The 25,859-nt window shown below is 36.8% G+C and carries 29 protein-coding genes; 15 read left to right on the top strand and 14 right to left on the bottom strand.

Annotation, left to right across the window (positions count from 1 at the left end):
- Positions 1-130: 130 nt before the first annotated feature.
- From KNQ18_RS15780 to KNQ18_RS15760, 5 genes are all read right to left on the bottom strand, one after another.
- Entirely contained in the window at positions 131-1,195 is a 1,065-nt protein-coding gene (locus tag KNQ18_RS15780) for an ATP-binding protein (protein ID WP_215085459.1), read from the bottom strand.
- A gap of 64 nt (positions 1,196-1,259) precedes the next feature.
- Complete coding sequence (locus KNQ18_RS15775; protein WP_215085457.1) at positions 1,260-2,258, bottom strand: hypothetical protein; 999 nt, start codon at positions 2,256-2,258, stop codon at positions 1,260-1,262.
- A gap of 107 nt (positions 2,259-2,365) precedes the next feature.
- A complete protein-coding gene (locus KNQ18_RS15770; RefSeq protein ID WP_215085455.1) occupies positions 2,366-3,001 on the bottom strand; it encodes a hypothetical protein in 636 nt (211 codons plus the stop codon).
- A 114-nt stretch (positions 3,002-3,115) separates the two neighbouring features.
- A complete protein-coding gene (locus tag KNQ18_RS15765; RefSeq protein WP_215085453.1) occupies positions 3,116-4,189 on the bottom strand; it encodes a phage lytic cycle repressor MrpR family protein in 1,074 nt (357 codons plus the stop codon).
- Complete coding sequence (locus KNQ18_RS15760; protein WP_215085451.1) at positions 4,158-5,402, bottom strand: DNA sulfur modification protein DndB; 1,245 nt, start codon at positions 5,400-5,402, stop codon at positions 4,158-4,160. The genes KNQ18_RS15765 and KNQ18_RS15760 overlap by 32 nt, the downstream gene beginning before the upstream one ends.
- 607 nt (positions 5,403-6,009) lie before the next feature.
- On the opposite strand from KNQ18_RS15760, the gene KNQ18_RS15755 reads away from it, so the two are divergent.
- The 3 genes from KNQ18_RS15755 to KNQ18_RS15745 all read left to right on the top strand — a co-directional run bounded on the left by KNQ18_RS15755 (position 6,010) and on the right by KNQ18_RS15745 (position 7,087).
- The gene (locus KNQ18_RS15755) at positions 6,010-6,213 is read left to right on the top strand and encodes a hypothetical protein (protein ID WP_215085449.1); all 204 of its coding nucleotides are present in this window, start codon (positions 6,010-6,012) and stop codon (positions 6,211-6,213) included.
- A gap of 18 nt (positions 6,214-6,231) precedes the next feature.
- The gene (locus KNQ18_RS15750) at positions 6,232-6,666 is read left to right on the top strand and encodes a hypothetical protein (protein WP_215085447.1); all 435 of its coding nucleotides are present in this window, start codon (positions 6,232-6,234) and stop codon (positions 6,664-6,666) included.
- Between the two features lie 145 nt (positions 6,667-6,811).
- Positions 6,812-7,087 (top strand): hypothetical protein, encoded by a 276-nt coding sequence (locus KNQ18_RS15745; protein ID WP_215085445.1) that lies wholly within the window; start codon positions 6,812-6,814, stop codon positions 7,085-7,087.
- Positions 7,088-7,299: 212 nt separating this feature from the next.
- Here the strand turns inward: KNQ18_RS15745 and KNQ18_RS15740 are convergent, their stop codons facing one another.
- Both KNQ18_RS15740 and KNQ18_RS15735 read right to left on the bottom strand, forming a co-directional pair.
- Positions 7,300-7,653 carry a hypothetical protein gene (locus KNQ18_RS15740; RefSeq protein ID WP_215085443.1) on the bottom strand — a complete coding sequence of 118 codons (354 nt, stop codon included), beginning with the start codon at positions 7,651-7,653 and terminating at the stop codon, positions 7,300-7,302.
- A gap of 145 nt (positions 7,654-7,798) precedes the next feature.
- On the bottom strand, positions 7,799-7,975 hold the full coding sequence (locus KNQ18_RS15735; RefSeq protein WP_215085441.1) for a DUF6440 family protein: 177 nt from the start codon (positions 7,973-7,975) through the stop codon (positions 7,799-7,801).
- Between the two features lie 498 nt (positions 7,976-8,473).
- Between KNQ18_RS15735 and KNQ18_RS15730 the strand changes: the two genes are divergently transcribed.
- Entirely contained in the window at positions 8,474-8,926 is a 453-nt protein-coding gene (locus KNQ18_RS15730; protein ID WP_215085439.1) for a hypothetical protein, read from the top strand.
- A gap of 138 nt (positions 8,927-9,064) precedes the next feature.
- Here the strand turns inward: KNQ18_RS15730 and KNQ18_RS15725 are convergent, their stop codons facing one another.
- The 6 genes from KNQ18_RS15725 to KNQ18_RS15700 form a co-directional block, all read right to left on the bottom strand.
- The gene (locus KNQ18_RS15725; protein ID WP_215085437.1) at positions 9,065-9,259 is read right to left on the bottom strand and encodes a hypothetical protein; all 195 of its coding nucleotides are present in this window, start codon (positions 9,257-9,259) and stop codon (positions 9,065-9,067) included.
- Positions 9,260-10,549: 1,290 nt separating this feature from the next.
- Positions 10,550-10,981: a hypothetical protein gene (locus KNQ18_RS15720; RefSeq protein ID WP_215085435.1), complete on the bottom strand. Its 432-nt coding sequence runs from the start codon at positions 10,979-10,981 to the stop codon at positions 10,550-10,552.
- A 107-nt stretch (positions 10,982-11,088) separates the two neighbouring features.
- Positions 11,089-11,319, bottom strand: coding sequence for a hypothetical protein (locus tag KNQ18_RS15715; protein ID WP_215085433.1), 231 nt, complete (start codon positions 11,317-11,319; stop codon positions 11,089-11,091).
- Between the two features lie 434 nt (positions 11,320-11,753).
- Positions 11,754-12,215, bottom strand: a complete 462-nt coding sequence (locus KNQ18_RS15710) for a hypothetical protein (protein WP_215085431.1) — start codon at positions 12,213-12,215, stop codon at positions 11,754-11,756.
- Entirely contained in the window at positions 12,212-12,403 is a 192-nt protein-coding gene (locus KNQ18_RS15705) for a hypothetical protein (RefSeq protein ID WP_215085429.1), read from the bottom strand. Before KNQ18_RS15705 ends, KNQ18_RS15710 begins: the two co-directional genes overlap by 4 nt.
- A gap of 2 nt (positions 12,404-12,405) precedes the next feature.
- Entirely contained in the window at positions 12,406-12,945 is a 540-nt protein-coding gene (locus tag KNQ18_RS15700; protein ID WP_215085427.1) for an AAA family ATPase, read from the bottom strand.
- A gap of 497 nt (positions 12,946-13,442) precedes the next feature.
- Between KNQ18_RS15700 and KNQ18_RS15695 the strand changes: the two genes are divergently transcribed.
- Entirely contained in the window at positions 13,443-14,651 is a 1,209-nt protein-coding gene (locus tag KNQ18_RS15695; protein WP_215085425.1) for a hypothetical protein, read from the top strand.
- Here the strand turns inward: KNQ18_RS15695 and KNQ18_RS15690 are convergent.
- Positions 14,554-15,552 (bottom strand): tyrosine-type recombinase/integrase, encoded by a 999-nt coding sequence (locus KNQ18_RS15690; protein ID WP_215085423.1) that lies wholly within the window; start codon positions 15,550-15,552, stop codon positions 14,554-14,556. The genes KNQ18_RS15695 and KNQ18_RS15690 overlap by 98 nt on opposite strands.
- Before the next feature lie 137 nt (positions 15,553-15,689).
- On the opposite strand from KNQ18_RS15690, the gene KNQ18_RS15685 reads away from it, so the two are divergent.
- The 10 genes from KNQ18_RS15685 to KNQ18_RS15640 all read left to right on the top strand — a co-directional run bounded on the left by KNQ18_RS15685 (position 15,690) and on the right by KNQ18_RS15640 (position 25,849).
- Complete coding sequence (locus KNQ18_RS15685) at positions 15,690-17,882, top strand: ATP-dependent DNA helicase (protein ID WP_215085421.1); 2,193 nt, start codon at positions 15,690-15,692, stop codon at positions 17,880-17,882.
- Positions 17,879-18,079: a hypothetical protein gene (locus KNQ18_RS15680; protein WP_215085419.1), complete on the top strand. Its 201-nt coding sequence runs from the start codon at positions 17,879-17,881 to the stop codon at positions 18,077-18,079. Before KNQ18_RS15685 ends, KNQ18_RS15680 begins: the two co-directional genes overlap by 4 nt.
- Complete coding sequence (locus tag KNQ18_RS15675) at positions 18,066-19,625, top strand: hypothetical protein (RefSeq protein WP_215085417.1); 1,560 nt, start codon at positions 18,066-18,068, stop codon at positions 19,623-19,625. Before KNQ18_RS15680 ends, KNQ18_RS15675 begins: the two co-directional genes overlap by 14 nt.
- Before the next feature lie 132 nt (positions 19,626-19,757).
- Positions 19,758-20,063, top strand: a complete 306-nt coding sequence (locus KNQ18_RS15670) for an HU family DNA-binding protein (RefSeq protein WP_215085415.1) — start codon at positions 19,758-19,760, stop codon at positions 20,061-20,063.
- Positions 20,060-21,271, top strand: coding sequence for a PhoH family protein (locus KNQ18_RS15665; RefSeq protein ID WP_215085413.1), 1,212 nt, complete (start codon positions 20,060-20,062; stop codon positions 21,269-21,271). The genes KNQ18_RS15670 and KNQ18_RS15665 overlap by 4 nt, the downstream gene beginning before the upstream one ends.
- Positions 21,272-21,596: 325 nt before the next feature.
- On the top strand, positions 21,597-21,800 hold the full coding sequence (locus tag KNQ18_RS15660; RefSeq protein WP_215085411.1) for a hypothetical protein: 204 nt from the start codon (positions 21,597-21,599) through the stop codon (positions 21,798-21,800).
- Positions 21,800-21,994, top strand: a complete 195-nt coding sequence (locus tag KNQ18_RS15655; protein WP_215085410.1) for a YonK family protein — start codon at positions 21,800-21,802, stop codon at positions 21,992-21,994. Before KNQ18_RS15660 ends, KNQ18_RS15655 begins: the two co-directional genes overlap by 1 nt.
- Positions 21,995-21,998: 4 nt before the next feature.
- Positions 21,999-23,183: a metallophosphoesterase gene (locus tag KNQ18_RS15650; RefSeq protein ID WP_215085407.1), complete on the top strand. Its 1,185-nt coding sequence runs from the start codon at positions 21,999-22,001 to the stop codon at positions 23,181-23,183.
- Positions 23,184-23,198: 15 nt separating this feature from the next.
- A complete protein-coding gene (locus KNQ18_RS15645; protein ID WP_215085405.1) occupies positions 23,199-24,062 on the top strand; it encodes a hypothetical protein in 864 nt (287 codons plus the stop codon).
- Positions 24,062-25,849, top strand: coding sequence for a terminase large subunit domain-containing protein (locus tag KNQ18_RS15640; protein ID WP_215085403.1), 1,788 nt, complete (start codon positions 24,062-24,064; stop codon positions 25,847-25,849). The genes KNQ18_RS15645 and KNQ18_RS15640 overlap by 1 nt, the downstream gene beginning before the upstream one ends.
- Positions 25,850-25,859: the final 10 nt, after the last annotated feature.

The following is a 25,859-nucleotide window of genomic DNA, read 5'->3' as shown; positions in this document are numbered from 1 at the left end:
ACGACAATTTTCGACAAACAGTGACATTATACCCATTTAATTGACGTTTCAAAGAGCATAATGCTTTAAAAAACAAGTAATTTTTTCTCCAATTCTTTAACGAACAAATGTTCGCTTTTCTTGTTCTCTATTATAGACTATCAATTTGGTTTTGAATAGCCATATATTTCTCCGTGTCAGAAATATTTGGAAGCTTAGTTAATCCAAACTCTGTTTTAACAAATTTTTTAATGATTTCTTTGCCAGCTGCATCAAGCTTTTTGATTTTTTCTTTTGTTGCCATTGGGTCATATACCACATTTTTTTCGTTTGTTTCTGTATGTACTTCTTCTGATTCAAAATCTTCATCAGAATCTTCTTCTCTGTGTTCTAATGGAAGTGGTGTTCGTATTACAGTACTGTCTTTATATCCTTTGTTTGTCTCAGCGACCGCTTCCTTAAAGACGTCGAGGAAGTTCTTTGCCCCCCACTCCACTTTCTCAGGGACACTTTTGAATCGTGATCCTGCGCGAAATGTAGTGTCTGATCGGAAATACATATAGCGGTTTGGCTGATTCTTTCCATTCACTTTTTCGACTTCAATATTGATAAAGACAATAAAGTCGGACATATTTTCGATACCTTCAGAGAGCGTTTTTGATAATGAAAGTGTTGTTACATCATATGCTTGACCGACTTTCGGTTCCATTTTCTTCTCTTTATCATGCGTAATTGCACAAATACCGTATCCTGCTTTATGTAATTGCTTAATGACTGGCATAATTTCTTTACGTACAGCTGATGTCCCACGACCAAATCCGACGTCATCAACATTCTTGTATGTTTTGCCATCCAACTTGGATAGGCGTGGGAGCACTACTTTTGCTGCCATCTCAGACATCTCGTCGATAGTATCAAGAATTAGAAATTGAAACTGTGACTTGTCACCGTTGTCTTCTTTATCCTCGATTAGATCATCAACTAGCTCTTTAAAGTCAGACCAGTCTTTGATTGATTCAGCCATTACTCCCGGCAATGCCTTATATCCATCTTCGAACCCAATCAAAAGTGATTTTTCAGTCGTTCCATACATTTCAATCCCAAGATTATAAGCTAAGGTTGTCTTACCTGACTTTGGAACTCCAAAGAGGGTAATGACGTAATCCTTAAGGTCTGCTCGCGAAACATTTGGTTTAATTTCTTTCAGTCGTGACATCTAACCACTCTTTTCTATTTTCATTTAAAAAGCATACTAATTAATTTAAAAATATATTTAAAGTTTAAGCCCAGTCGTCTTCTTCATCATCAAAGTCTATAGCATCAGCTTCATTAAATTCATCAACTTCAAAATCTTCTTCAGTATATTTACCTTTGCCCTTAGCGACTCCGTTTTCCTTGTCGCCCTCTTTCCAGTAATCTTGATCGAACTGAGCGATATCAAGCGAACGCTTATATTCAACAATCGGCTTACCGTATCCCGCAACCTCTTCAGAACCCCACTCATCTTCTTCCTCTACTTCAACCTCTGCTTCAATGGCTTCATTGCGAATGTAACCCTTAACCTTGATCTCATCGCCCCACTTGAGATTCTTCTTAAATGCTTTGCTCATTTTCACTTTATGCTCAGGAATCTGGAACTCTGTATCGACATACGTTCCATCTTTCTTAGTAATAATACGAGAAGTAACCTCGAAGTATTTCTCTCCATCTTCTTCTACTTTGTCAATGTCCATGAACATCAGTGTAGCGTCGAATGCTGACACCTCTTTGAAGCTCTTGTGATCAAAATCAATCGGCTCACTAAACTTTGTAATACGTCCAATTGAGTACGAAGATTGTACGACTGTCTTTCCTTCTTTTTCATATGTATTATATTCAATATTACCTGTAATTTGAACCGAATCACCGTCAGCAAAGTCTTCTAAGATTGCTGTTACAGCGTCGTATGAATGTAAGTTCTTAGCACCTTCTTTAGTGCCTGTTGTATTAATCTGCGTCCCAATCAAATGGGCGTCATCTACGCCTTTAGGCTTGTCATAGCGGTTATCGTAATCGTGCTTATATGTCTTTCCTTCTTTTTTGCTCCAATAGTAAGCATCGCCTTTGTAACCGAATAGCTCAACTGGAACTTCGTTAGTTTTACTTGTCTTTACTCCAAATCGTAAACGATGCCACATGCCATTATCATCCTCTTTGTAACCCCGATCCCCTAGTCGAGTGATAATCCCTCGAATTTTAAAGTTGACCTTTTGTTGCTTAAATTCTTTCTTCTTAGCCATGCTGTGAAGCACATCCTTTTCGTATGTATTTGGTACATTCTTTACTATACACTTTTATCTTTTATATGTATAATATTTTGTATTATTTGATTTAAAAAAAGAAGCCGTTATTCTGGCCTCTTGATTTTAAGTTCGACATTCATCATGCCACCAGTATCTCCTATAGCCGTGGCAATGGATTTTAATAGCGTAGCAATCTTTTTACCATTACCTTCTCCGTTTAACGCGACAGTCATATCATTATCAGTCATGTTCATCTCTAGCTGCAGTTGATCCAGTCCTTCTGTGTTATCTATGTATTCGTTATGATTTTCATTCACTGTCATGCCATCTGCTCGTTTCTCTTCTAATTCCGCAAGCTTTTGTTTGCTCGTGTAAATTAAATTATACATTCTTTTCTTTTCAATTCCAAGATAGTCCGCTAAAATACCTGTTTTACCATCAACCATCTGATGATACCTTAAAATCGTTTCTGCTCTCATTTGCGGAGGCAATGCTTTGATTTGATCGTAGCTCAACATTTTCAATTCTTTCCCCATTAGAGAAAGTGTTTTTGATTCACTTTGTTCAATTCTTTGAACCTCTTTTTCTCTGATCAAGTCCATCTGAATATCAAATATGTCCTTTGTCTCCATCTCCCAGTGGGCAGCTATTTCACTAATTTGATATGTATCGATATACTCTAACAACAATTTCAATTTCTCTTCTTTATCCAAGGACTGAAATTTAGAGAAAGTTATCATTCGCGCTCACACCCGTTCATATTAATGAATTTTAATCTATTTTAACCTACTACTAGTATTTGGAAAACTTACCAAAGTTCGAAAATGCTCAAAAAAGAGACCAGTTAAGGTCTCTTAATAGTATTTAATCATATTCTCTAACGAAATCAGATTTTTAGATTTTTGAACTTGCACATAAATGAATTTCTCAAGTACTTTTCTTCGAAGTGAAAGAAAATCTACTTTGCTATATAGTTCATCTTTTTCTTCTTTTGTATAAGCCTCTAACAAACCATCTGCATATTCTGCATCAATAATTCTATAAGCTTCATATAATGCACCCGATTGATATAGAGTACCTGATTTCATATAGTCAGCATCGATATCATTAAACTCTTCATAATCCATAATTCTTTTCATTCTAGAATAAAGACCATGATAAGAAATCGTCGAATCCGTATCCGCTGCATTTTTGCCGATTTTTGATCGTTTTAAAATGTATCCTGTATCTACAAGATCTTGTTCTGTACCACGTTTCATAATAATATTTGGATCAACTTCGTTTCCGTTATTCAGTAAATAAGTTTCTTGAGCTGACGCATACTGGCACAGATAATATAAATTCTCTGAAATAGGTATGGTTCTATTATTTTTATCTGAACTATTAATATCTATGAAGTATTGTTCATTACCATCTACTTGTTTTTTATATACTTCATTAGGTTTTAAGAATCTTAATTCAGAAAGTTGGCTTCCCTTAAGACCTTCAAAAATCAATCGAAAAATCACTTTGTCTTGGAAATTTCGACAGTTATCTATAATAGCTTCTAATTGATCACGAGTAATAAAAGTTCTAGCATTTTGAGGTACAAATTTATCAGCATAATCGAATGAGCTCTCAATAAGAATAATGTTAGAATCTTTAACTCCTAATTCTGCAGCGAACCTCATATATCTAATTACATAACCTAGACCTTTATAGCTCGTCTGACGGGTTAAGGGTTGAAGTGAGTATAAAAAACTCTCAATGTTAGATGTCGTTTGATTGTATAAAGGCTCACCTACAGACTTCTCATGAATACTCATTTTCTTCAACAAGAACATGACGTAAGTTCTCTGACTCTCAGAAACACTATTAAGATATTTTTCTTTTACTTCATAGTCGAACCAATCCGGATTAGCTACGAAGTTTTCGTTCAATTGTTCCAAGAGATCTCTCCTCACCTTCAGATAATAGGATATTGTTTATATCAAACTCAATCTCGTCTTCACCTGAGTCTACAAATTCTTTTGCATGTTTCATAATTTCTAACATTGAATTATTTATAGAGAAAATCGAATCCTCATACGGAATATCTTCTTCAATATATAGGCCTACTAATTCATCAAAATAAACTGTAAGTTTGTTCAAAAGGCTACGCGCTTCTCGCTTCGTATTAATATCGAACACTGATGAGATAGCATCCGTTAAGTTTTTAATAGATGTGATTTGGCGAGCAGTTTTAACACTTAAGTTACCGCGCTGACTTACACGATCTTTCAGTTCTGAGCGAGCCATCAGTTCAGTTACGATAAAATCTTCATGAGTATCCATTTTGAGCTGTTGAACATATTGCTTAGGCATAACATTTACCGTGTTCGTTTGTCCTACGAATTGACGGGCTTTACGAGCATCGTAGTTCTTAATTTGAAGGGGGAATACTACATCTAATTCTGGATTCATCGTTAAGGCTTTCTCTATTGCATTTAATCGATGGAAACCATCTAGAATATCAATTGATACACCTTCATGAATAACAATCTCATTCTTTTTAATATTGAAGGTAAATTCTTCTCCGTCATTCCCTGTACCTGATAGCAGATTTAATGTAATAGCATCTGCAATATAATTCCCTTTTAACAGCAGTTCCGCAATGTCATTCACACTTTTTTTATTTACGTTAGCAGCTTTAACGAGGGACCCATCTGACCCCTTCTTATACTTAGCATCTCGCTGAGTATTAAAGTTATATGTTACTAGACCGCTTTGATTCATCTTATGGAGTTCTCTAATATGGATAGTAGTAATGAATTCGTCATACCCTACTTGCAACACATTATCGAGCGTTAAGGGTAGCTTTATCTTCTCTTCTTTATCATTGAAATATTGAAGTGCTACATTGATTTCTTGATCCGTAAAGGCTTCAGTAGGATTTATTTCACCCTTTGTAAAACCTCCATCAGTCAAATATTTAGAAATTAGGATTGTCTCTACAGTACTAAGATGTTTGCTCTCGTTATTGTCATAAACAATTCGCATGATGTCACCAGGAAGATATCCATGAGAACCCATCTTATTCGATAAGTAATCAATCATCTTATTATTTCTTTTGTTAGAAAATAAGAACGAAGACAGCTTCGAAGATAATTCTTCTTTGACCATAATTACCACTCCCACATATATAGTTATCACTTTTAAATGCAATATTTTCTTTTAGTGATAAAGAATAAGTCATTAATATTTGTACTTGTGTAATGCATTACACGACACAGCTTCTAATAAAAGAATAAACTAAAATAGTACACTATCACAATAGGAAACCAAGACTTTTGATAGTAGAGAAATAAATAAATTTTAATAAAATCTTTTATAATTTTCTATTAATGGCTTAACATCAATGTTTATAAAACAATTTATAGGTTCAAAAACAATTCATTTCTTTTTAACCTTTAAATCAAAAAAATTGTATATAGAGAGTTAAATCACACAGCTGTAAGAGAAATTGTTGCGACCTACCCCCTTACACTCCTTTAACACCGCTAAAGGGCTATCACGCAAGTAGCCCTTCACATATGTTGAGGCAGTGCCAAAAGAACTTTATGTAATGAAAAATGGAAATGATCGTGACCTAGTGAGGGTTTATGACTATTGAAAAGAGTCTATTTTAAATACAATAATAAATTTAACATAATTTAAATACATGGATATTTACTTTTTCTACTGTATAATAAAACCAACTATTAAAATTGATGTGAAAGGAGAATTTGTTATGAATGACCAGCAAATTGTAATTGGAATTGGCACAATATTAAAAGATAGAAACTCTGGGACGACAAAAATGATCGCAGGGTCTAGCATTACGTCTTATCCTGGAAAGCCTGAAGAATTAACTTATTTTTTCTATGACTCTACTACAGTACCTAGCAAATGGAAAACAAAGTTTGATTATGTCGGTAGAATAGAAATTAAATAAAAATTAGAGGTGAATAATTTGAGAGATCAGACTGAGACAGAAAGTTTTTATAGTTCATTGGTTCGAAGTGGAAGCATCACTGTAAGTGACCATCAACGAGTCGTCAATCTAGTGAACATGGGGAAAGCAAACGACGTTACCGTTGAATATGAAGACCTATCTGATCAATACGGAACAAAATACGAAGTCTTCATTAATGAAGAAGCTACACCTAAACCTTATTTCGATCAATTCAAATATGAAAGAGATACTATTAACTATAATATTAAGCTAGATCCTCGGAATGAGGCCTTGGCACGAGAGCTTTTAAAGCAGAAGGAACATAAAAATAAAGATATTGATACGCTGATAAAAGATATTTTATTCTCGTATGCATACCAAGAGTTCGGGGAAAATAAGATTGATAAGATTTTAAGCACTGTGAATGCCGAATATATGGACGAAAATAAATAGTTATTTACAGGATCAGCGTATTTTTAACAGTATACGCTGATTTTTTATTTCTATTAAATTAAATAATATTTACTTGTAAAAAATAAAAAATATATTAGTTATAGAGATAACACTTTTATTTTTTGATGATAAGGAGGATATAAAAATGGGATATGCAATTCTGATCAATATTTTCCACGACGTTAAAGAGTCTACAAGAATGATCAAGACTAATACCACTAACTACGGTGAAATCAAGGAATATGGATGTACTATTCTTCCTTGCCTTTCTCCAGATAAAATCTATGATATGTATGCTGCAGCTTACTCAGAATCAAAAGAAACACTATCAAGATATTTACTTAAACACACGAAAAAAAACGATCGGGACCGACCGTTTTCACAAACTTTTTTTATCTTTTCGAAGCTGGAGAGAACGTGAAATTCCTCACGCTTAATTGTAGTCATCCATTGTTATAAAATTCATAAAAATCGAGAACGATAAAATTCTTTGGAATGAAAAAACTAGAAAAATAATAAAAAACATAAGGGTAAACTGCTATCACTCAACGTACTAGCCTAGGCAGAGCCTAGTGTTTCCCTAATATCATCAAATTCGCGAAAAGGTCACACTCTGTGCCAGCAAAAAATTACTTACTTAATCAATTTTAGTGACATATGACTATCAGCTGTATCCATTTCAATTCTAGTATTTCCTCTTTTGTATACATATCCTTGTCCTTCTATTTTCTTTGTTTCCCATCCGTCTTTCTTGAGTTTTAGCGAATAACTATAACCTGGTCCTTCTTCTGCTGATACAGAGTTAGTATCATAATTTGAAAACCACTTGTTTTCACTAACTAGATCTGCGTTTTTAGGAATCGGAAAATTATTTAATTTCTTTTCGGTTGTAAATCTAAAATCTAGAGACAAATAGAAAGCTAATATTGCAGTAAGAATGATGCCTAAAAAAGATAAAGGAAATACCCATTGTTTATTCTTTTTCATAGAATGAACCTCTTTTCAAAGTATTTTGATAACAACGATTTTAACATTAATATATGGAATATTCCCCCAATCTTATTCCTCTAAAAAATAGAGAACATTTTTTCGTCTAGATAGACGAAAAAGCTACTTCCTTACAGAAATAGCTTTACTTTAAGGGCGTATCTATAACTACTTTACCTTCCTTGTCTAATAATGGTGTCATGCCGCTCAAACCAAGACCACTTGTTATCAAGTAATTTACCCCCGTTTGGGTATCTACAATAATTTTGATGATACCTCCACTTATGTGCTCTTTTGATTTAACTACGAATCGATCTCTCATTCCCTCATACATCCTCTCAATTTTTCCAATTTCCATGTAAAACCATAAATCACTGTGTTAGGATATTAAATGTAGATTAAATTTACAATATTGTAAATAAGAAATCAAAAGTAGATTTTTTTGAAAAAGAAAAGTTTTTATACCCTCAACTATATCTTCTACTTTGTTGTTGAGTTCGACAGCTACAGTTGCTGATGAACCTTCAACAAATGTGAAAATTGATACGAATGTCCAAGATACAATTTAAGATGTGAACAATAATGAAAAACAATAAAGCAAATCATCATAAATGAAATTAAAACAACTAATATAGATAATAAAGGAGAATGAAACAGGTGACTTACATAAAGAAAACCAATCCTAAATACATTAAGGCTCATACATTTAAAGATATAAGAAGTTTAAATATGACTAAGCATCTGATCTTGTTAGATGGTTACGGTGTTAAGTCTATCAAGTTTCTTGATAACGGTCTGTTTGAATTGCAGGTATCTTGATATGCCTGATCGTATCGGCTGGTTATCTGAATATGAATTTGAATATCTAAGACTATATAAGATGTACAGTAATGAGGGTTTGACTGCACATCAATTAAAAGAGTTAAGCGAGGTTGCAAGGTTATTGTATCCGCCCGTAAGTAGGAAGTTAATTGAATTAGGCTTTGTAGCAGATGACGTTATCATTAAGGCTGCATATAACATCGCAATGACAGGTGGTAAACGTGCAGGGTATATCTTGGTGGTTAATCGCGGTATGAGTATTGAGTATGCACGATATGAGTATTTGGAACATCTCGAATGTATTCCCTTTTATAAACGTGAGAGACGATACAGAGAGATTGAAGCGTATAGTTTGGATGGCTTACTGAGGAATGGATATGACTATAATCATGGACTAAATTGTGAGAGATTAGGAGGGAAAGAGAGATATGAATATGTTGTATATGATTGATCGTATAAGAGGTAATAAGCAAATAGATACAAAGGCTAGGACGGTAATAGATATATAACCCTTAACTATTATGGTTAAGGTTTTTTGTTTGGAATAAAATAAGAATGATAGAGTATATAATAAAAGAAACCCTAACGTTTAGTTAGGGTTAAGCGTATTTAAACGTTGGTTGATCAATGATTGAAGCTCAATAAGATCTTCGGTTGAACTTTGTTTATTGATAAATGAACGTGTACGCGAACGATCGGAAAGATACTTAGCTCTCTCCTTGTTATTAGCTGCCCATCTTTTGTTAGCAGCTGCTTGTTTTATTTTCTTCTCTTCTACTGTCATATTATTTCTCTCCTTTCATTTTAGAGATGATAAGGTAAAGGAAATATAGAACCGATAGACCAATAAGTGGGCGTGTTAGAATGTTCTCGCTGTTATTTACAATTTGAAGGATTGCACCTAGGAACGTGATCATAATGGTGATATTTAATAGTTTGATCATACATTTTGAGCTTTTATGTTATAATTAGAGTATTAATAAGGAGGGGCTTTCGCCCCGAACCTTATCTTTTACTACGTCTCTTGCGCTGTGCTTTGGTCGGCTTGCGCTTGGGACGTTTCTTTTTTGCTTTCTGCATCTGTTGAACGGTAAGGATTAAAGCAAGTATTCCGCAGATGTTATTCAGGAAGCCTGTGTACTCCATTATAACTTTCAAGCCCTTTCACCTCCTTTCTATAATATGATTATACCATGCATATTAATCATTGCATAGTGTTATCTACTAATTGATTTAAAAATGACGATTTATTTTTCGAGCTGTTGAGAGCTTGGAATGGGAACGTGGTACATTGGCATGAAATGGGAATCGTTCGGCGTCAGACGGCATGTTATAGCCCTTAGAGAAACGCCATACAAAACCCTATAGGCTGAACACTGTATCAAAGCGGAAGGTAGAAAAAATAAATCTGTATCAATCAAAAAAATAATCTGTACTAGTAAATTTATATGAAATAGAAAAATACCCTATCAAATATTTTACCTGCTTTTACTCAGTAAAAAAGACAAAAATAAACTTTGCTATAATATACATTATGCAAAAAAGCAGACGGGGTAGGTTAAAATCAAGAAAGAACCAAAGAGTCGTCCTATCGGCCTAAGCTACTCCATTTCCACACCACGATCTCCACCTTTAACACCCATCTTTAAAATTTCGCCCCTCATTTTCACACTTAAAATCTACCCACATTTTTCATCCACCTTTAAAATAATCACCCTTTTTAGTTCTACCCACCACTATCAATCCACTAAAATGATTTCACTTCTCCCAAAATCCACTTTGGCGATACTATCGGTCTTTTTTAGCATTTTTCACTCACTGTAAATTAACCCTTTTTCACATCCCTATCGGTCTTTTTTGGTCAATTCAGAAAAACAATAAAGGTGGACAGCATACGCCACCCACCCAATTTCACCTATTTTGTACGATCCTATCGGTAAAACCACTAAATTATTTACACAGCCCTTTTTACACCGATCTATACCTTCAAAAATAGTACTTTTAACGTTCCTATCGTCAAAACACTTATTTTTTACCTTCTTACCCAATAAAACGATTTTGATTCAAAACTGTGTTAAACCTTTTCTTTATCTGTTTCATTCAAATATCCACTTTCTTTAAACCCATCCATCACATTCTCAATTTCCTCTTTTATTCTTTCTCTCTGTCTCCGTTCTTCTTCTCTGATCACTTCATCAAACTTCATTTCATATTCATGTCTCACCTGGAATTTCTCTTCACTAGTCATCTCTGTAGCTAACCACTCTAACTTAATCAGGTTATCCATGGCCACAGGGTATCTATTAATCAAAGCACCGGCATACTTCTCATATTTGTACACATCCATTCCAATGGCCCGAGCTCCATCTCTCCATGTAGAAGATCGAGTCACTATCTGTGAAGAAGTATTTTCCTGGTCTACAATTCTCTTAGCATCAACAATGGAATTAATAAATACCAATATAATTAGACCTATAAATAACGCAACTCCAATAATAGCGATCATCATACCGCCTCCATTTTACAAATATGATCTATTATACCATTTCCTGCTTGCTTTCCCTCTAAAACGAAAAGAAAAGCCCTAGCGTTAGCTATGACTTAAAATTGTTATTATTCTTTCACTATACTCGTATTATCTGCAAGCAACTGCTTTTCACGCCTCTCAATCTCGCTGTCAAAATGAACATCAAAATCAAATCCTGCCTCCACATAGAAAGCAGGCAACCCGTCACCCATTTCATCACATAACTCACATCTAGGATCCTGACACTGATCACTAATCCATTCGTTATTGTCTAAGTCCGCAAAACGATCAAAGTCTCCAAAATACACCTTTAACACTCTCAATATTCCTCCTACGCTCTAGAATGCGTTTAAATGCCCTTCTGTGGCTTTCTGGCGTCCTGATTAATACTAAGAGTCCCAGGAGCACTATAGGCGCTTAAAACAATATTTAAGTGATTATCTATGTATTAGTTAATTTAAATCAATTTTATGCTCAATTTCATGACTCCGTATTTTATGTAAAACACCTATCTATCTTTCCGAATACCCAGCCTACCTTAAACATTACATGTCTCAGAATCCCTTATATCTATCTGCCTTACAGCTAACTATAAAAATAAGACAGACAGGCGGCGAAACCTATCTGTCTTGCAGACTACTCGAAACGAACGATCGTTGACCAGACGACTCGCATTTCGATTATGTATTTGGTCTTTCGACTATAACTAAAATATATACTATTTAGTTTAAAAAAATCAATAATCTTGCTCTCACATTCCCATCTGAGTATTTACCGCGTCCACATGAGTCACGAAGAACTGGGCTTCATTTCCTTTGATGTGCTGGAAGAACGTTACTTGCTCATCGATTACCAACTCACCGTTGTTGTAGACAACATGCTCACCTTTCTTATCTAGGAAGATGACTGCTTTGTAATGCTTAGCCATATCTACCTCTTTGCCTTCGCGGAACTCAATGTTCTCGTTTGTCAGATGCTCAATCTCGTTCCCGGCCGCATTCAATTCCTCTTCTAGTTCATCAGTCTTCTCATTGGCCATATTCAATGCATCTGTCATTGTCTTAACGATTTCCGACCATTCTTCGTCCCGCTGATCCATCTGTTCTTCAACATCGTTTTTATCTCGACTTTTCCAAACTACGATAAGCACTACAGACGTTAGTAGTAAAAATAATACCCAGACTAGGGTAAACAGTACAAGCTCTAGAGTCATGCTTCTTGTCCCTTCTGTGACGCCTTAGAATTGATGTCGTCATAGGCTTTCTCGATTTCTTTTCGAAACTCTTCTAGAAATCCTAATGGACGTGTGTTCAATAGGGTATGTAATTGCTTTACTTCGTCATTCCCTAACCAGAACAATAACTTATCTTCTTCTGCAGCTAACCCGATTGTATTCGGCATTCTTATACAACTCCTTTTGCTTTAAATTTTAGATGCTTACTGATCGTGAGATAAACCTGCAGTGGATCCGCTTCACCACTAACCGTATAGTCACACTGATATTCATCAATATGCTGTTCCGTCTCATGATTCAAAATCTCATCAGTGACTAACTCACCTTTAGACTCCATTCGTTCTTTTCGAACTTCATCACTTGTGACTACTTTGATGAGAACGAATCCATTTTCTTTAGCCCACTTATACTCATTCAGCTGACGAAGATCATCAATGACTACCTTCGAGTATCCACCTTCTCGGATATCCTTCTCGACTTGCTTGACCCATACCTCTGGATCAATCTCTCGCATTTTCTGACCAAACCCTTGATATAGCTCTCTAGCCTTTACATCACCTTCTGGTTGAAATACTTCATGAGCATATTCTTTCAGGCGATGACCAAACGACATCTTATGTAGATCCAGGTACTTTTCAAACAAACTAGCTAATGTACTCTTACCACTTCTCATCTTACCGATAAATGCTACCTTCAGTTCTTCTTCCATTCACATCAACCTTTCATCATTTATCAAAAATAGTTTACTTTTTAATTTAATGATTGTCAATTATTCATCTTAATTAATAATTCAAGAAAAGAATAATCAAGGACACGTCAGCTTGCTGATGTGGACTAGCGGAAACGGACGCAGTACGTTGACGTATACCCATACTAATCATATTGAATGATCAGGTAAATTCAATTCATCTTATTTATTCTAAAAAGAATTGGTCTATTCACTACGTGAATATCCCCTGCCTTATGAGCTAACGCTCAACGGCTGATTTATATTTTTTCAGTCTTTGATTTTGTACAAGCTACGCTATGTAAACATAGTCGGTGTATAAGTATTTATTATATATATAATATATTACGAGCAACTTTGTTTACATAGACAGTTGTCTCTTATTTTCTCCCCTTTAAGCAAGTTTGTTTACTCAGCGTAGTTCTCGTGATAAATTTACCTTATATTATTTAACTTAAAAGGAGACGGTCAAAATTATTTTGTCAAAATCAGATGCAGTTCATCTATATGGGAGTTCCAAGCAACTTGCTCACTTTCAGAAATACAACCGATTCGTAAATAAGAATCTCGAAGAATCTCTTTTTAAAACGCTGCAACAGAATTTCGAGACTGTCACTCGTATTCAGAAAGGTAGAGGATTTGAATACGAGGTATTAAACAAGAAGAAAGAGTTATCTCCTCGCCCATCTAAAAACTCTCGCAATGGTAGCTGGAGTATTCCGTATACTCATGATCTAGATAAGGTGATATTATCTTTAGTCGATAACACACCTGTCGAAGGATCTCTTGGTTCGTTTTGCGAGAAACTATCTCTGTACTCAACCATTGATCAATATCTTGTAACTAGAACCTTTAAGACAAAAAGTAGTATTGAATTGTTTGAGAATATCAATCCATACATCGTCGATCTTGTTTCTGAAAATATTAAATCATTAGAACAAGAAACACTCAGGTCTTTAGTCCGCCTAAACAAACTGGGCTTAATCGATCTAACTGTCACCTATCGGGCTGTAAGTGCTACCTCTGAATTTGTAGACCTAGATGATGAATTGGCTAAATTTTACATTAGAAAACAAAAAGAAATCTTGGAGCAAGAGAACATATCACTGTGGTTCGCAAACAATCTACCATCAAATGAGAAGTCGTCATCATATCATTATCTACATACAGATTTAGTTCGAAATAAGATTTCCGAGCTCGCTAAAAAAGGATTCTATGCCTCTTACATATATAAGCACTACGTCGTAGAGATTAAAAAAAATCGTCTCTCTGATAAACTTAATTATTATTCAAGAGCACTCAATCTACCTGTGGAAAATCGAAGTTTTAATGAGCTACAGTCCGATTTCGAATCTTCTCGAAAACAGTATCTATTGGCGAAAATCAATAAAAAGCTAGCAAAGATAAAAGGAGAACACAGGAATCCTGTCAACGAAGATGGAGAAGAGATGTATGGTTTTAGAAGTATTTCTAATGACATCCTTGATCAATACTACGATTTGGTGATTTCAGGAGTCGCGGAAAATCGAATAAATGAGATGATGAGTGTTTTATTCAAAGAAAAAGATGAGTGGACTGATACAGACACTTTCACTTCAGTCGATTCATCAATTGAATTTGAAAAGCACGATCCATCCCCTTTAGCACAGCAACAAGATCATCCTTCGTCATATCCTCTAGCACAGTAAAGTCTAGCTCCTTCCCGATCATAAGGGAGGGGGCATTTTTTAAGTCTTCATTCTTCTCCAGGTAACGCTCAGTCGTTGCGATATTCTGGTGAGCTCCTTGCTTTTGCGCTTTGAGAGTATCATGACCAGTAAGCATATAGACTTCATTGACTCCACACTTTTTTAAGCTATGAAACTTGATATTACGATTCTCCGGGATATTCATTTCCTCACACAGCTTAGCCATCATGTTTCGGCAAGTCTGAGGAGTTATATCAAAGATTGGAGTATTCGGATCGAATGGCATGACGTTCTTTACCACTTCATAGACTTCGTGAGAGATGGCTTTACGATCAAACTTTCCTCCCTTTCCTACTGTTACGACAGTCCAAATCCCATCTACTTGCTTGAAGCTGTTCTTTGTCAGCCTAGTCAAAGTATCCACACGGAACGATGTCACGACTGCTAATTGAATCAGCGCACTTTTCTTATCCCCATTACGGTGATATTTAGCCAATCTAGCCATCTCTTGTGATTCAGGATACGTAAGTACCCCATAAGACTCAGACGTCACATACGACGACTCAGCATCGAATACAATGAGGTCTAACTGATAAGATCCAGCGCGATTCAAATATTTCATCAAAGAACGGATAGCAGACATCTTACGGTTCACTGTCCCGCCCTTGAATTGATCATTCAACATGAGGTTATAGCGGTCTACTTCAGCAACCGTATATACAAGATCCTCTACCGTCAATTCATTCATATGCTTATTCCGTGTCGCCATGAAGAAATCAGCAGCGTCTTTTTCGTATGCCATTCTAGTTGATGCAGACTTACTTCCTTTTCGATCAAGGAACATTTGAATATGACTCATAACTGATGATTGGTTAAGTAGGACAACTGCTGATTGTTTCACGTGAAACACCCTCTCGTTATTTTCTATAATTTTATTATAGCAAATTTAAATCCAAATACAAGCACATTGTTATACTTTTTGATTTAAAAAAGTTATAATTGATTTATCGAAAGAAACAATTTGAAAGGATGGAATGTATGACAATTCGAAAAAGAATAACGTTTAAAAATATGAAAATGATTTTTTCCACTCCTAAAAAAAATAGTAACTTTAAGATATTTGTAGGAACAGAAAAAGAAGAAAATCGTGAATGGAAAATCAAAGCTTTTATTAATGAGTTAAATACATCAGAAGACATTACGGGATACTTTACGTTAGTTGCAGACGAAACATATGGTGATCAATACTCACTCAACACAGTAATTGATTATCACGTAGACGAGCACGAAATGGAAACAGTGTTGACAAATCTTTTAGGGAAAATCTCAACTAGAGACTTATTTAGTAAAGAGCCTCGGAATCTTGATACATATTATAAAATCATCAATAACGAATACGACCTAACTTCTCTTAACGGAGTCGGAGATACAACTGCAAAGAGAATCCAGAAAAAAGTTATCGATAAACTGGACGTCATTATTCTATATTCTCTTACTAGTGAATATGGGGTGACGGAAAACATGGCATCTAAAATTTTGTCTCATTTTCCTAGCTTAGAAAATTGTATCGATATCATCAAAAATGATCCTTACAAATTGCAAGAAATTAGTAATATCGGATTCTCTATTGCTGACAAGATTGCTGTTCATTCAGATCAAGATATGCCCATCGAAAAGCGAGTAACTGCCGCCGCTCTTAAGATAATCGAAGATGCTGCGAATAATGGATCAACATTCGTTAACGTCAAAGGAATTCAAAAAACAATTTCTGAGAAGATGAAAGTAGAGAATGTGCCCATCGATCATCTGAAGGGAAATCAAGAGTTCTATGTCGATGACTCTATCATTGCAAAACGAACATCAGTAGAACTAGAGGGAAGAATCGCTCATGACGTTTATAAAAAACTAAAAAATGAGATTCCATTCCCATTAAATAAATCTCAAATTAATGAATTTCTAGAAGAATATCAAGTCAAAAATAATTTTATTTTTACTGATAAACAAAAGGATTTTTTACATCTGTTTACTAATAATAGCGTTGTTTGCCTATTGGGATATGCAGGTACAGGTAAATCAGCGATGCAAAAAGCAACATCTGAACTTTGTAAGCTAGCTGGTTGGAGCATTAATCAATCAGCTCCTACAGGTCGCGCTGCGCAAGTCATGAAAGAATATACAGGAATCAGATCATCCACTTTACATAAACAGTTCAATATCAATAGTAAAGATTGTGACCCTGGAATGTACAGGGTTCATGCAGATGTGCTACTAGTCGATGAAGGATCTATGATTGATATTGTTACAGGAGAATACTTAACTAAGGGTGCTGAGATAGTTAAACGCCTGGTTATTGTAGGAGACCCAGAACAACTACCCTCCGTTGGCGCAGGGCGCTTCCTGCAAGATATTATTGATGGCGGCGTCCCTCACGTTGAGCTCACTGATGTATTCCGGCAATCAGAGGGTGGCATTCTCGACATGGCAACGAAAGCCCGACAAGGAAAGAATATTGTTCCTTCGATCAAGAACAAGGCGGTTAAGATGGGGAAAGATGCAATTTTCCATGAGGTTGATAAGGATAACCTAGAACAAGCTTTGATTCATTACATGAATTCACTTCTAAAAAAAGTGTCTTTAGAAGATATTACAATCATTACACCTAAAAATGTAGGTGTAAGTGGTACTGAAAAACTAAATCAGCTTATTCAATCTAGATTCAACCCAAAATCACCTTCTAAAAAAGAAGTCGAACATAAGAACAATATATTCCGCGTCGGAGATACTGTTCTTTGCACTAAAAACTCAAGCGTAGGTGGTCGTCAAGTAAACAATGGCGAACTTGGGATTATTAAAGATATTGGAACAAAAATGCTTATGGGCAAAGAAGAACCTAGAGAGGCACTTTGCCTTACAATTGATTTTGGCGAACACACCGTAGACTGGGAGCAATCGAAATTCAAAGACCTTAACTTAGGCTATGCTATTAGTATTCATAAGATGCAAGGGTCTTCAAATAAAGTGATCATTATGATCGCTGATAAGTCGAGTACATATATGTTAAATCGTCAGCTTATCTATACTGGGCTTACTCGACCACAAAAACGACTTATTCTTCTGGGGGATCCTTATACAATCAACACAGCAGTTCGAAAAGATGGATCAGCCAAACGAAATACCATGTTAGCTACTTATTTAAAAAAATTAGTACATAAAAAGGAGAAATTAAAATGAAATCTACATACACATGCCGCTCAAAACGCTTATTCGACTTCCTAAAAACACAAGGCTTCGCACCTGAACTCGTCGCACGAGACTTACATACCAAAATGCCAATTAGCCTATTTATTCGTAGTGAGCGGTTTGAATCCGCTCTTACGGCATGGTCAGCACAATACAAGACAGGAGGTGTCGTAAATGCCGCAGCTTAATCGAGAGGAAACAGTCTTAGCTTACACAGAGAACAATCGGACTACACTTGTCACTTTCGAAGAGATTTATCCTGGTGAACGGTTCATGCTTAAAGATGAAACGCCAGCCATTAAACATGATGAGTATACATACGAGGTGGCTCGGTTCGACGGCATCCAGTCCATCGATAATCCATACGAATGCGAAATCGATATCCAAGAGATTCGCAAGCAGGTCAATAAGAACTTTGACTATGATTTAAAGTATGGAGCTGAGCGTACAGCGCTTGTTAAAGAACTTCTGGCTCAAGTAGACTTCCTTCCTGATCTGATGTCAACGACACGGATCATTCAAAAGGAACAAAAGAAGTCTACTTCCCCACTCGCTGAAAACAGCGCACTAGACAAGACACTCGACTCCATTGCTGACTACATCCTCTTTACGAAATACGATGATCAGAAGCATGAACTTGACGAGGAGAACAAATCGCTTGAGAGCTCGGTATACGGGAAGCATACATATGACAAGGAATACAAGTTCCTGAAAGACTTCAGTAAAGATACTCGTCAAATCTTAACCGATTCGATGACAAATCTAGAGTCTCAAGGAGCTTTCGCTTCAGAAGAAAAGAAAGCGCTACTTAAACGTTCGAACTTCAACTACAAATTTGATGACAAACGTTTTGACACTGACTACTGGGATCGGACGGTAAAGGGTAATCCTATCCCTCACTACAATGAGTCTCCAATGAACATCAACCGCGATACATACGAGTCATTTAAAAGCGGTGTCGAGTATATGAAGAACTATTTAGGATTAGGTGGAACGAAAGAAGATATTCAGAAGCGCGAGATCGAGATCAAAGAAATCCTTCGTAAGAATGGTGAAGGAAAGAATCTCCCGAAGTCATTCGATGTAAATCGCCAGTACACCCTCTTACGCAAGACATACAGTGAGTACAAAGGGAGTTTTGAAGTCATGAAGCGATTGCTCTGTAAGCCTGTCACACTCTCTCCAGAGACCGGACGAGCAGTAATCGATATCAATTCTGACACTTGGTACGAAACGTCTGACGGTGAGATTGTAGAGCTTTCTAAGAATCAGCTTCGAATGGCTGACGTAAATCTCTACAAAGCGATCCTCCCTCTCTATGCTGACTTCAAGGATAAATATGAGGGCAAGTACACATCAGACTGGTACTGGCTCTTGTACGAAGTAGATCGTCTGATTGAGAAGACGGACTTCACGGAAGAAGAAACACAAATCATCAAGTTAATCACAACGATGAAGCATACGCAGCAGAATGTTGCGGAACATCTCAACTTGAAACAGCAGTATGTTTCACGGTTGCTCACAAGCAGTATCCCTAAGAAGTTATGTGAGACATATCTTGATTTGATTGAGGAATGGATTTACACAGAGAAGATTAAAGGACAATTTAAGACATGTTCATCTTGCGAAGAGGTAAAGCTGATTTCAAATGATCGTCACTTTGGAACAAACAAACAATCTCCTGACGGAAAGAACGCTTCTTGTCGTAAATGTCGCTCAAAATCTAAATCTTGATTCCTTTAAAACAAAAAGTGCGTAAAAGTTCTCTTTTATCACTATATATAGTGTAGGGGTGTAAATACGATATCTGTCGGCCAACAGATATTGTGTCTACACCCTATTTTGATTCCAGAGGAGATGAAGAAGATGAACCGCTCAGAATTTGCCGGGGAACTTGCAAAAGATCTTGGACTAGATAAGCAGGAAGCAATCTCATTGATTGATATTGTTTTCGAACGACTGATTAAAGAAGTATTGACCGAAGGAAAAGTTACTCTCTCCAACTTTGGCTCATTCGAGTTGAAGACGCGTAAGCCGACCGTTCGGAAAAACCCTAACACTGGAGAACCAGTTGTTGTACCAGAACGCTACAACATTGCGTTTAAGACGTCTCGCACTGTTAAGAAACGCGTCAATGAACGTATCAACAAGGCAAAAGGTGTAAACGCATGAAAAAACTTTTTGTCGTAGATACCAATGTATTGTTGAACAACATCTCAGCACTTAACCCAAATGAAGTAGTCATCACGATCATGTTGATGCAAGAAATCGATAAGCATAAGTCGAGCAACAACCCTGATTTAGCATATCGTGCTCGCGTTGCACAGCGTTGGATTCAATCGAATAAAAAGAATCTCACGTTCGACTTCCAACCGTATAGCAACATGAAAAAACTTCTCAAGAAAAACAAAGGCTATGATCCGCGTTATATCGACAATCACTTTTTAGAGTGTCTATTACAAAACAAAGAATACGGCCTAATCTCTGAAGACCTCAACTTAGCACAACAAGCCGAAGCATTCGGTGCAATGGTGAAAAGTATGAAATCAGTTAAGACTGATATTTACAACTACAAAGGATACCGTAAGTTAGATCCTAACGAAGATGCTGATGTTATCGCTCGTATCTACGAAGGTGACGAGTCGGTAGCTGCAGACTTAGGAGTGGTACTCAACGAATACGTCATTGTAGATGATCAAAAGAAATCGTTTGAGAAAACGGTCTTCCGATTTGATGGCGAAATCTTAAATCCAATCGCTCTCCCCCATCGCTCAATTATGAGTCCGCTCAATGCAGAACAAGCGTGTGTGTTAGACGCATTAAACGATGATAGCTTAACAGCTGTATTCGTACTTGGTCTTGCTGGCTCAGGTAAGACAATGATGTCAGTTAAGATGGCACAACATAAAATTTTTGATAAAGGTACATATGCGAAAGCAGCATTTATTCGTAAGGCAGACTTTTCTAACGTTGGTTTCTTGCCTGGTGGTCATGATGAAAAGATGGATGTGTTCTTTGAACCATTCGCTCAACATCTTAATAATCCTCAGAAAGACATGGAACACATGGTTGCTAACGGACAGCTTACAAAACACGAGGTTGGGTTTACGAAGGGTCTTAGTATGAACCACACTCTTTTATTGGTAGATGAGTGCTCTGACTTAACAGTCAAAGAGATTAAAAACTGTGGAACTCGCGTCGGCGAAAAATCGAAAGTTGTCTTTACTGGCGACTACGCTCAAACAAACGACTCATTCGTTAAGTCGTCTGGGTTGCTTGATTCAGTTGATCGTCTTAAAGGCAAGGAAGGTGTCGCTGTCATCGTATTAACAGAAGATCATCGCTCCCCTACTTGTCGTGTATTTGCTAATAGTTTGTAAAACAGTTCTTTTATTCTAAGCAGTGCAAGCCGTGAAACTGCGTCACTATACCTTGCGCTCAGTATAAGATTGTAAACACTGTAGAGAAAAAAAGAGGGGCTGCTCCAGCAGACTCATAAAGATGTTGATATTACCATTAATATTCACGTTAATAATAACGTTAATATTATCATTAACAATAATGTTAACATTAACGTTAACATTAAATAAATCCATTTAAATAAGGTTTTTATTTATATATCTTTAAATTTCAGACCGTTCAATTCGGTCTTTTTTTATGAAAAAATACAAACAAATTCACTTGTGAAAAGGACGAACGAATATCATGAAACAAGAATTACTCCACCAACAATTAGCTGTACTTGAGGTACTTGCAAAGGTCAATCAATCAGGGCATAAATGCAATACAGAAATTAAAGAACTCATTGAAGCAGTCAAAACAACTCTAAAAGAAGTAGAAGTAGAGATTGCTGATTTCCACGATGAAAACCCTGAATTCGACGAAGAAGAGTATGAGGAAGAAATTTAATGGCAGAGATCAAACATAGTATTTCACTTAAGGGTGTCATTGATGTCGAAGAAATGACCATCACTGAGATCGTAAAAGATGAAGAAAAGACATATAACTTGTTAGAAGTTTTACAACGATTCGATGGTCAAAACGCGACTCTATCTATCGTAGAAAAGGCTGCTCTTGACCCTATCGATGAAGAAGAGGAGTGAGTACATGTTCGACTTAAAACGACTAAACGAAGAATCAGTACAACAGTATCAACTTCGTATTTGTGATAACCGCGAGAAGTATGGTTTGAACTGGGTAGAAGTTGCAGAGGTACTTAATAAAGAGTTCGATCAAAACTTTGGTGAATCTAAGTATCGCAAAGAGCATTCCGCATTTAAGGCCGGTATGGATTATGTTCAGAATCAAGCAACAAGCACAGACGAAGCTCTATTTGAATTAGAGCAGAAACGAGTAGAAGCAGAAAAAGCAACAGTTCGTCTACGAGATCAACGCCGCGAATATAAAAAAAGCATTTGTGATGTAGCTCGCGTAGAGAAGATTAAAGAAGACCTACGTGCAGAGATTCTAGTTCTAGCAGAATCTAAGCCAATGTTACGAGACTGGACCCCAAGCAAGCAGAATGACCGTGAAGGTCTGGTTGTCCTATCTGACTGGCATTTTGGTATGACCGCTGATAACTACTGGAACAAATTCAATCCAGAAGTATTCTATGAGCGTGTCTCCTACTTAAAAGAAAAGACTATCCAATATGGATTAGAGAATAACATCAAGACGCTTCACATCGCAGTATTGGGTGATATGGTATCAGGATTCATTCATGAGACTATTCGTATCGAGAACGCTGAAAATACAGCTGTTCAAACCATGCGCGTAGCTGAAGTTCTATCCGAGTTTGTACATGCTTTAAGCGAGTACTTTGAAATCGAATACTACAACGTTCGAGGAAACCATGATCGTATCACTCCTAAGAAAAATCTTTCTTTGGCGTCTGAGAGTTTCATGGATATCATTCATTGGTTCGTTCAACATCGCTTAGCAGTAAATAAAAAGGTCATATTTCACGAGAATGAAATCGACGAAGAGATTTGTACGCTTCGTATCCACGATCAACTCATCTATGGAGTACATGGACATAAAGATCGTCCTCAAAGCGTAGTCGAAAACTTAACGTTAATGACTGGCGTAAAACCTTCAGCAATTCTAATGGCACACCGTCACCATCACTTCGAGAAAGAAGTTCATGGAGTAGACATCATTCAGAATGGTTGCTTAGGTGGCGTCGAAGAATTTGCGAAAGATATTCGTACTACCAGCAAGGCACATCAGAAGTTCATCGTTTTCGAAAAAGGTATTGGTCGTCTCAGTACATACAACATTGTTCTAAATTGAAATAGGTGAATACATATGGCTCGAAAAGCAAATCGCTTCACCGACTTGAAACAGTCGTTAGGCGCTAAGTCTCCTACCTTGTCTACACTAAAAAGGTGTACTTGTTGTGAGGAAGACAAAAAACAAAATGAATATTACAAGGTTTACTCCCCTCTCTTTAAAGATGATTTATTCCCGACATGCAAGACATGCATTAAGAAGTTAGTCGATACTGACTCTTCTTTGTCTGTCTATGACATGCTTCGACGAATGGATCGTCCTTTTTTGATTGAGAAATGGGAAGAAACCAAGAACAAGAATTCTGAATCAGACTCTCTGTTTGGTCTTTACTTGAAAACCATCTCTAGCGCTACTCAATTGGTTCTCACTTGGGAAGACAGTATGTTCCCAGACGACGAAGATTCAGAGAACGTTACTGAATTGAATCGTCGATGGTCAGGGTTTAGCTATACAGACAAGGTAATGCTCGAAGATATGTATCAGGAGATGCTGAGTACATATGAAGCGAACACTCCGATTCAACGGGATATCTACAAGAACATCTGTGTAGCTCGACTTAAGTCAAACGTTGCAATTTCTCAAAACAACGCAACTGACTTCGAACGATACCGGAAAATCATTAGTAGTCTAATGAACGATGCGAAAATCAAACCCGTCCAAGAGACAGGCTTTGATGAGGGGTCTACCGCCACATTCGGACAGTTCATTGAAAAGGTTGAGAGCGAACGCCCTATCCCTGAAGCAACAGGACGGTTTAAAGACGTTGATGGGATCAAGAAATACATCGATAAATGGTTCACGAAACAAATGCAGCGAGCACTTGATATTCGATCTAAAAATGATGACCTCGATGACAAGATTAAAGATGGTGATGCCTAATGGGTGCGTTTCAGGTAAACCGAAATAAGAACAAAAGCGGCGGAAACATTTACACCAGAGAAAAGAAGCAACGAAAAGATGCTCCTAAGAGTAAGTCCGAAAGACTGAACGAAGGAGTATTAGCTTGGACTTCTTTCTATAGAGCTAATCCACATCGCTTTATTCGAGATTATTTCGGTTTGGAGCTCAAATTGTTCCAGGTCATCTTGATCTACATGATGTTTCATAGCAACATTGTTTACTTTATCGCATCCAGGGGGCTCGGAAAATCCTATCTAACTGCAGTTTATTGTATTACTCGATCTGTTCTTTATCCAAGAACAAAGACGGCGATTATCAGTGCCACCAGGAACCAGGCAAAGATGATCGTCACCGAAAAGATACAAAAAGAATTGATGCTTTATCCTAACGTTGCCAGGGAGATAAGAGACATCAAGACCAGTGGCGGAAATACGGACGTATTCTTCCATAATGGCTCAACTATTACAGTCGTCCCTAACAATGATAATGCTCGTGGTATTCGTGCAAATCTACTGATTGCCGATGAAGCGATTCTTTTGAAAGCAGAAAACTACGAGAAAATCTTCCGCCCCTTCCTTAACGTTTCGCGTATGCCTGGATTCAAAAACAAACCAGAATACAAGGACTACCCAGTCGAACCGAACGTTGAGGTTATTCTTACGTCTGCCCACTACAAAAGTAACTGGGTGTATGAGAAGTGGAAGTCATCAGCTAATCAGATGTTCAAAGGAAATGAAGATTACTTCGCTGTAAACCTTGGTTATGAGCTCTCAATGGAAGAAGGTCTTCTCCCTGAGAAATTCATTAAGCAAGTTATGGCTGAAGATGATTTTGACCCCATTGGCTTCTCTATGGAATATGAAGCTATGTTTTATGGATCATCTGAAAAAGCATATTTTAAACTTGAAGATTTACAAAAATGCCGTGTCACAAAGAAACCGTTTGTTATTTTTGACGAAGGTACATTAAGCAGCGGTAATAAGACAAAACTGAATAAATTTAAAATCCCTAAGATGACTGGTGAAAGACGTATCTTGAGCGCTGATATTGCTGTTAGTGGCGGAGACGCAAACGATAACTCAATCTTCACTATGACTCGTCTCATACCTGACGGAGAAGAATATAAGCGACAAGTCGTTAATATCATCTCTATGAATGGTGGTACGGGTGCTAGCCAAGCATTAACTATCAAGCGCTTATTCTATGACTTTGAAGCAGATTATGTCGCACTTGACTGTCTCGGTGTTGGTATCGCTGTCCACGATGAACTGATCAAGGTTACTCGTGACGATGAGCGAGATATTGAGTATGAGCCTTGGAAAGTCTATAACGACGACGCTTTGGCTGATCGTGCTCCTTCAAATGCATTGCCTATCATCTTTGCAATCAAAGGTAACTTAGAACTCAACCATGAGATTGCTATCAAAATGCGAACTGCTATTGAAAACGGAAAAATCGAGCTTCTGATCAACGACATTGAAGGTCGGGATTACATGGAAGACAAATTTGATTTTGACAGCAAGAGCTCATCAACTGATATGCAAGCTCGTATGTTAGCGCCATTCTTACAAACTTCAGCTCTCATCAATGAGATGGTTAACCTTGAGTACGACCTTCTCAATGGGAAGATCCGACTCAAAGAGCGTGGGAAGATGCGTAAGGATAGGTACTCTTCTCTTGCCTACGGAAACTTACTTGCTTCCAAGCTAGAAGAAGAACTAAAAGACACTGAATCCGACTATGACTTCGGATTATTCTTCAACTGAAATGAGGTGA

The sequence above is a fragment of the Exiguobacterium sp. s78 genome, assembly GCF_018618985.1.
Classification (GTDB): Bacteria; Bacillota; Bacilli; order Exiguobacteriales; family Exiguobacteriaceae; genus Exiguobacterium_A; species Exiguobacterium_A abrahamii.
Note: the sequence above shows the minus strand (reverse complement) of the source record. Positions and strands in the feature narration are given on the sequence as shown.

Excerpts from the sequence above, each read along its gene's own strand:
- KNQ18_RS15780 (WP_215085459.1), bottom strand. The coding sequence starts at position 1,195 with ATGTCACGACTGAAAGAAATTAAACCAAATGTTTCGCGAGCAGACCTT.
- KNQ18_RS15775 (WP_215085457.1), bottom strand. The coding sequence starts at position 2,258 with ATGGCTAAGAAGAAAGAATTTAAGCAACAAAAGGTCAACTTTAAAATT.
- KNQ18_RS15770 (WP_215085455.1), bottom strand. The coding sequence starts at position 3,001 with ATGATAACTTTCTCTAAATTTCAGTCCTTGGATAAAGAAGAGAAATTG.
- KNQ18_RS15760 (WP_215085451.1), bottom strand. The coding sequence starts at position 5,402 with ATGGTCAAAGAAGAATTATCTTCGAAGCTGTCTTCGTTCTTATTTTCT.
- KNQ18_RS15755 (WP_215085449.1), top strand. The coding sequence starts at position 6,010 with ATGAATGACCAGCAAATTGTAATTGGAATTGGCACAATATTAAAAGAT.
- KNQ18_RS15745 (WP_215085445.1), top strand. The coding sequence starts at position 6,812 with ATGGGATATGCAATTCTGATCAATATTTTCCACGACGTTAAAGAGTCT.
- KNQ18_RS15740 (WP_215085443.1), bottom strand. The coding sequence starts at position 7,653 with ATGAAAAAGAATAAACAATGGGTATTTCCTTTATCTTTTTTAGGCATC.
- KNQ18_RS15735 (WP_215085441.1), bottom strand. The coding sequence starts at position 7,975 with ATGAGAGATCGATTCGTAGTTAAATCAAAAGAGCACATAAGTGGAGGT.
- KNQ18_RS15730 (WP_215085439.1), top strand. The coding sequence starts at position 8,474 with ATGCCTGATCGTATCGGCTGGTTATCTGAATATGAATTTGAATATCTA.
- KNQ18_RS15725 (WP_215085437.1), bottom strand. The coding sequence starts at position 9,259 with ATGACAGTAGAAGAGAAGAAAATAAAACAAGCAGCTGCTAACAAAAGA.
- KNQ18_RS15720 (WP_215085435.1), bottom strand. The coding sequence starts at position 10,981 with ATGATCGCTATTATTGGAGTTGCGTTATTTATAGGTCTAATTATATTG.
- KNQ18_RS15710 (WP_215085431.1), bottom strand. The coding sequence starts at position 12,215 with ATGACTCTAGAGCTTGTACTGTTTACCCTAGTCTGGGTATTATTTTTA.
- KNQ18_RS15705 (WP_215085429.1), bottom strand. The coding sequence starts at position 12,403 with ATGCCGAATACAATCGGGTTAGCTGCAGAAGAAGATAAGTTATTGTTC.
- KNQ18_RS15700 (WP_215085427.1), bottom strand. The coding sequence starts at position 12,945 with ATGGAAGAAGAACTGAAGGTAGCATTTATCGGTAAGATGAGAAGTGGT.
- KNQ18_RS15685 (WP_215085421.1), top strand. The coding sequence starts at position 15,690 with ATGACAATTCGAAAAAGAATAACGTTTAAAAATATGAAAATGATTTTT.
- KNQ18_RS15680 (WP_215085419.1), top strand. The coding sequence starts at position 17,879 with ATGAAATCTACATACACATGCCGCTCAAAACGCTTATTCGACTTCCTA.
- KNQ18_RS15675 (WP_215085417.1), top strand. The coding sequence starts at position 18,066 with ATGCCGCAGCTTAATCGAGAGGAAACAGTCTTAGCTTACACAGAGAAC.
- KNQ18_RS15670 (WP_215085415.1), top strand. The coding sequence starts at position 19,758 with ATGAACCGCTCAGAATTTGCCGGGGAACTTGCAAAAGATCTTGGACTA.
- KNQ18_RS15665 (WP_215085413.1), top strand. The coding sequence starts at position 20,060 with ATGAAAAAACTTTTTGTCGTAGATACCAATGTATTGTTGAACAACATC.
- KNQ18_RS15660 (WP_215085411.1), top strand. The coding sequence starts at position 21,597 with ATGAAACAAGAATTACTCCACCAACAATTAGCTGTACTTGAGGTACTT.
- KNQ18_RS15655 (WP_215085410.1), top strand. The coding sequence starts at position 21,800 with ATGGCAGAGATCAAACATAGTATTTCACTTAAGGGTGTCATTGATGTC.
- KNQ18_RS15650 (WP_215085407.1), top strand. The coding sequence starts at position 21,999 with ATGTTCGACTTAAAACGACTAAACGAAGAATCAGTACAACAGTATCAA.
- KNQ18_RS15645 (WP_215085405.1), top strand. The coding sequence starts at position 23,199 with ATGGCTCGAAAAGCAAATCGCTTCACCGACTTGAAACAGTCGTTAGGC.
- KNQ18_RS15640 (WP_215085403.1), top strand. The coding sequence starts at position 24,062 with ATGGGTGCGTTTCAGGTAAACCGAAATAAGAACAAAAGCGGCGGAAAC.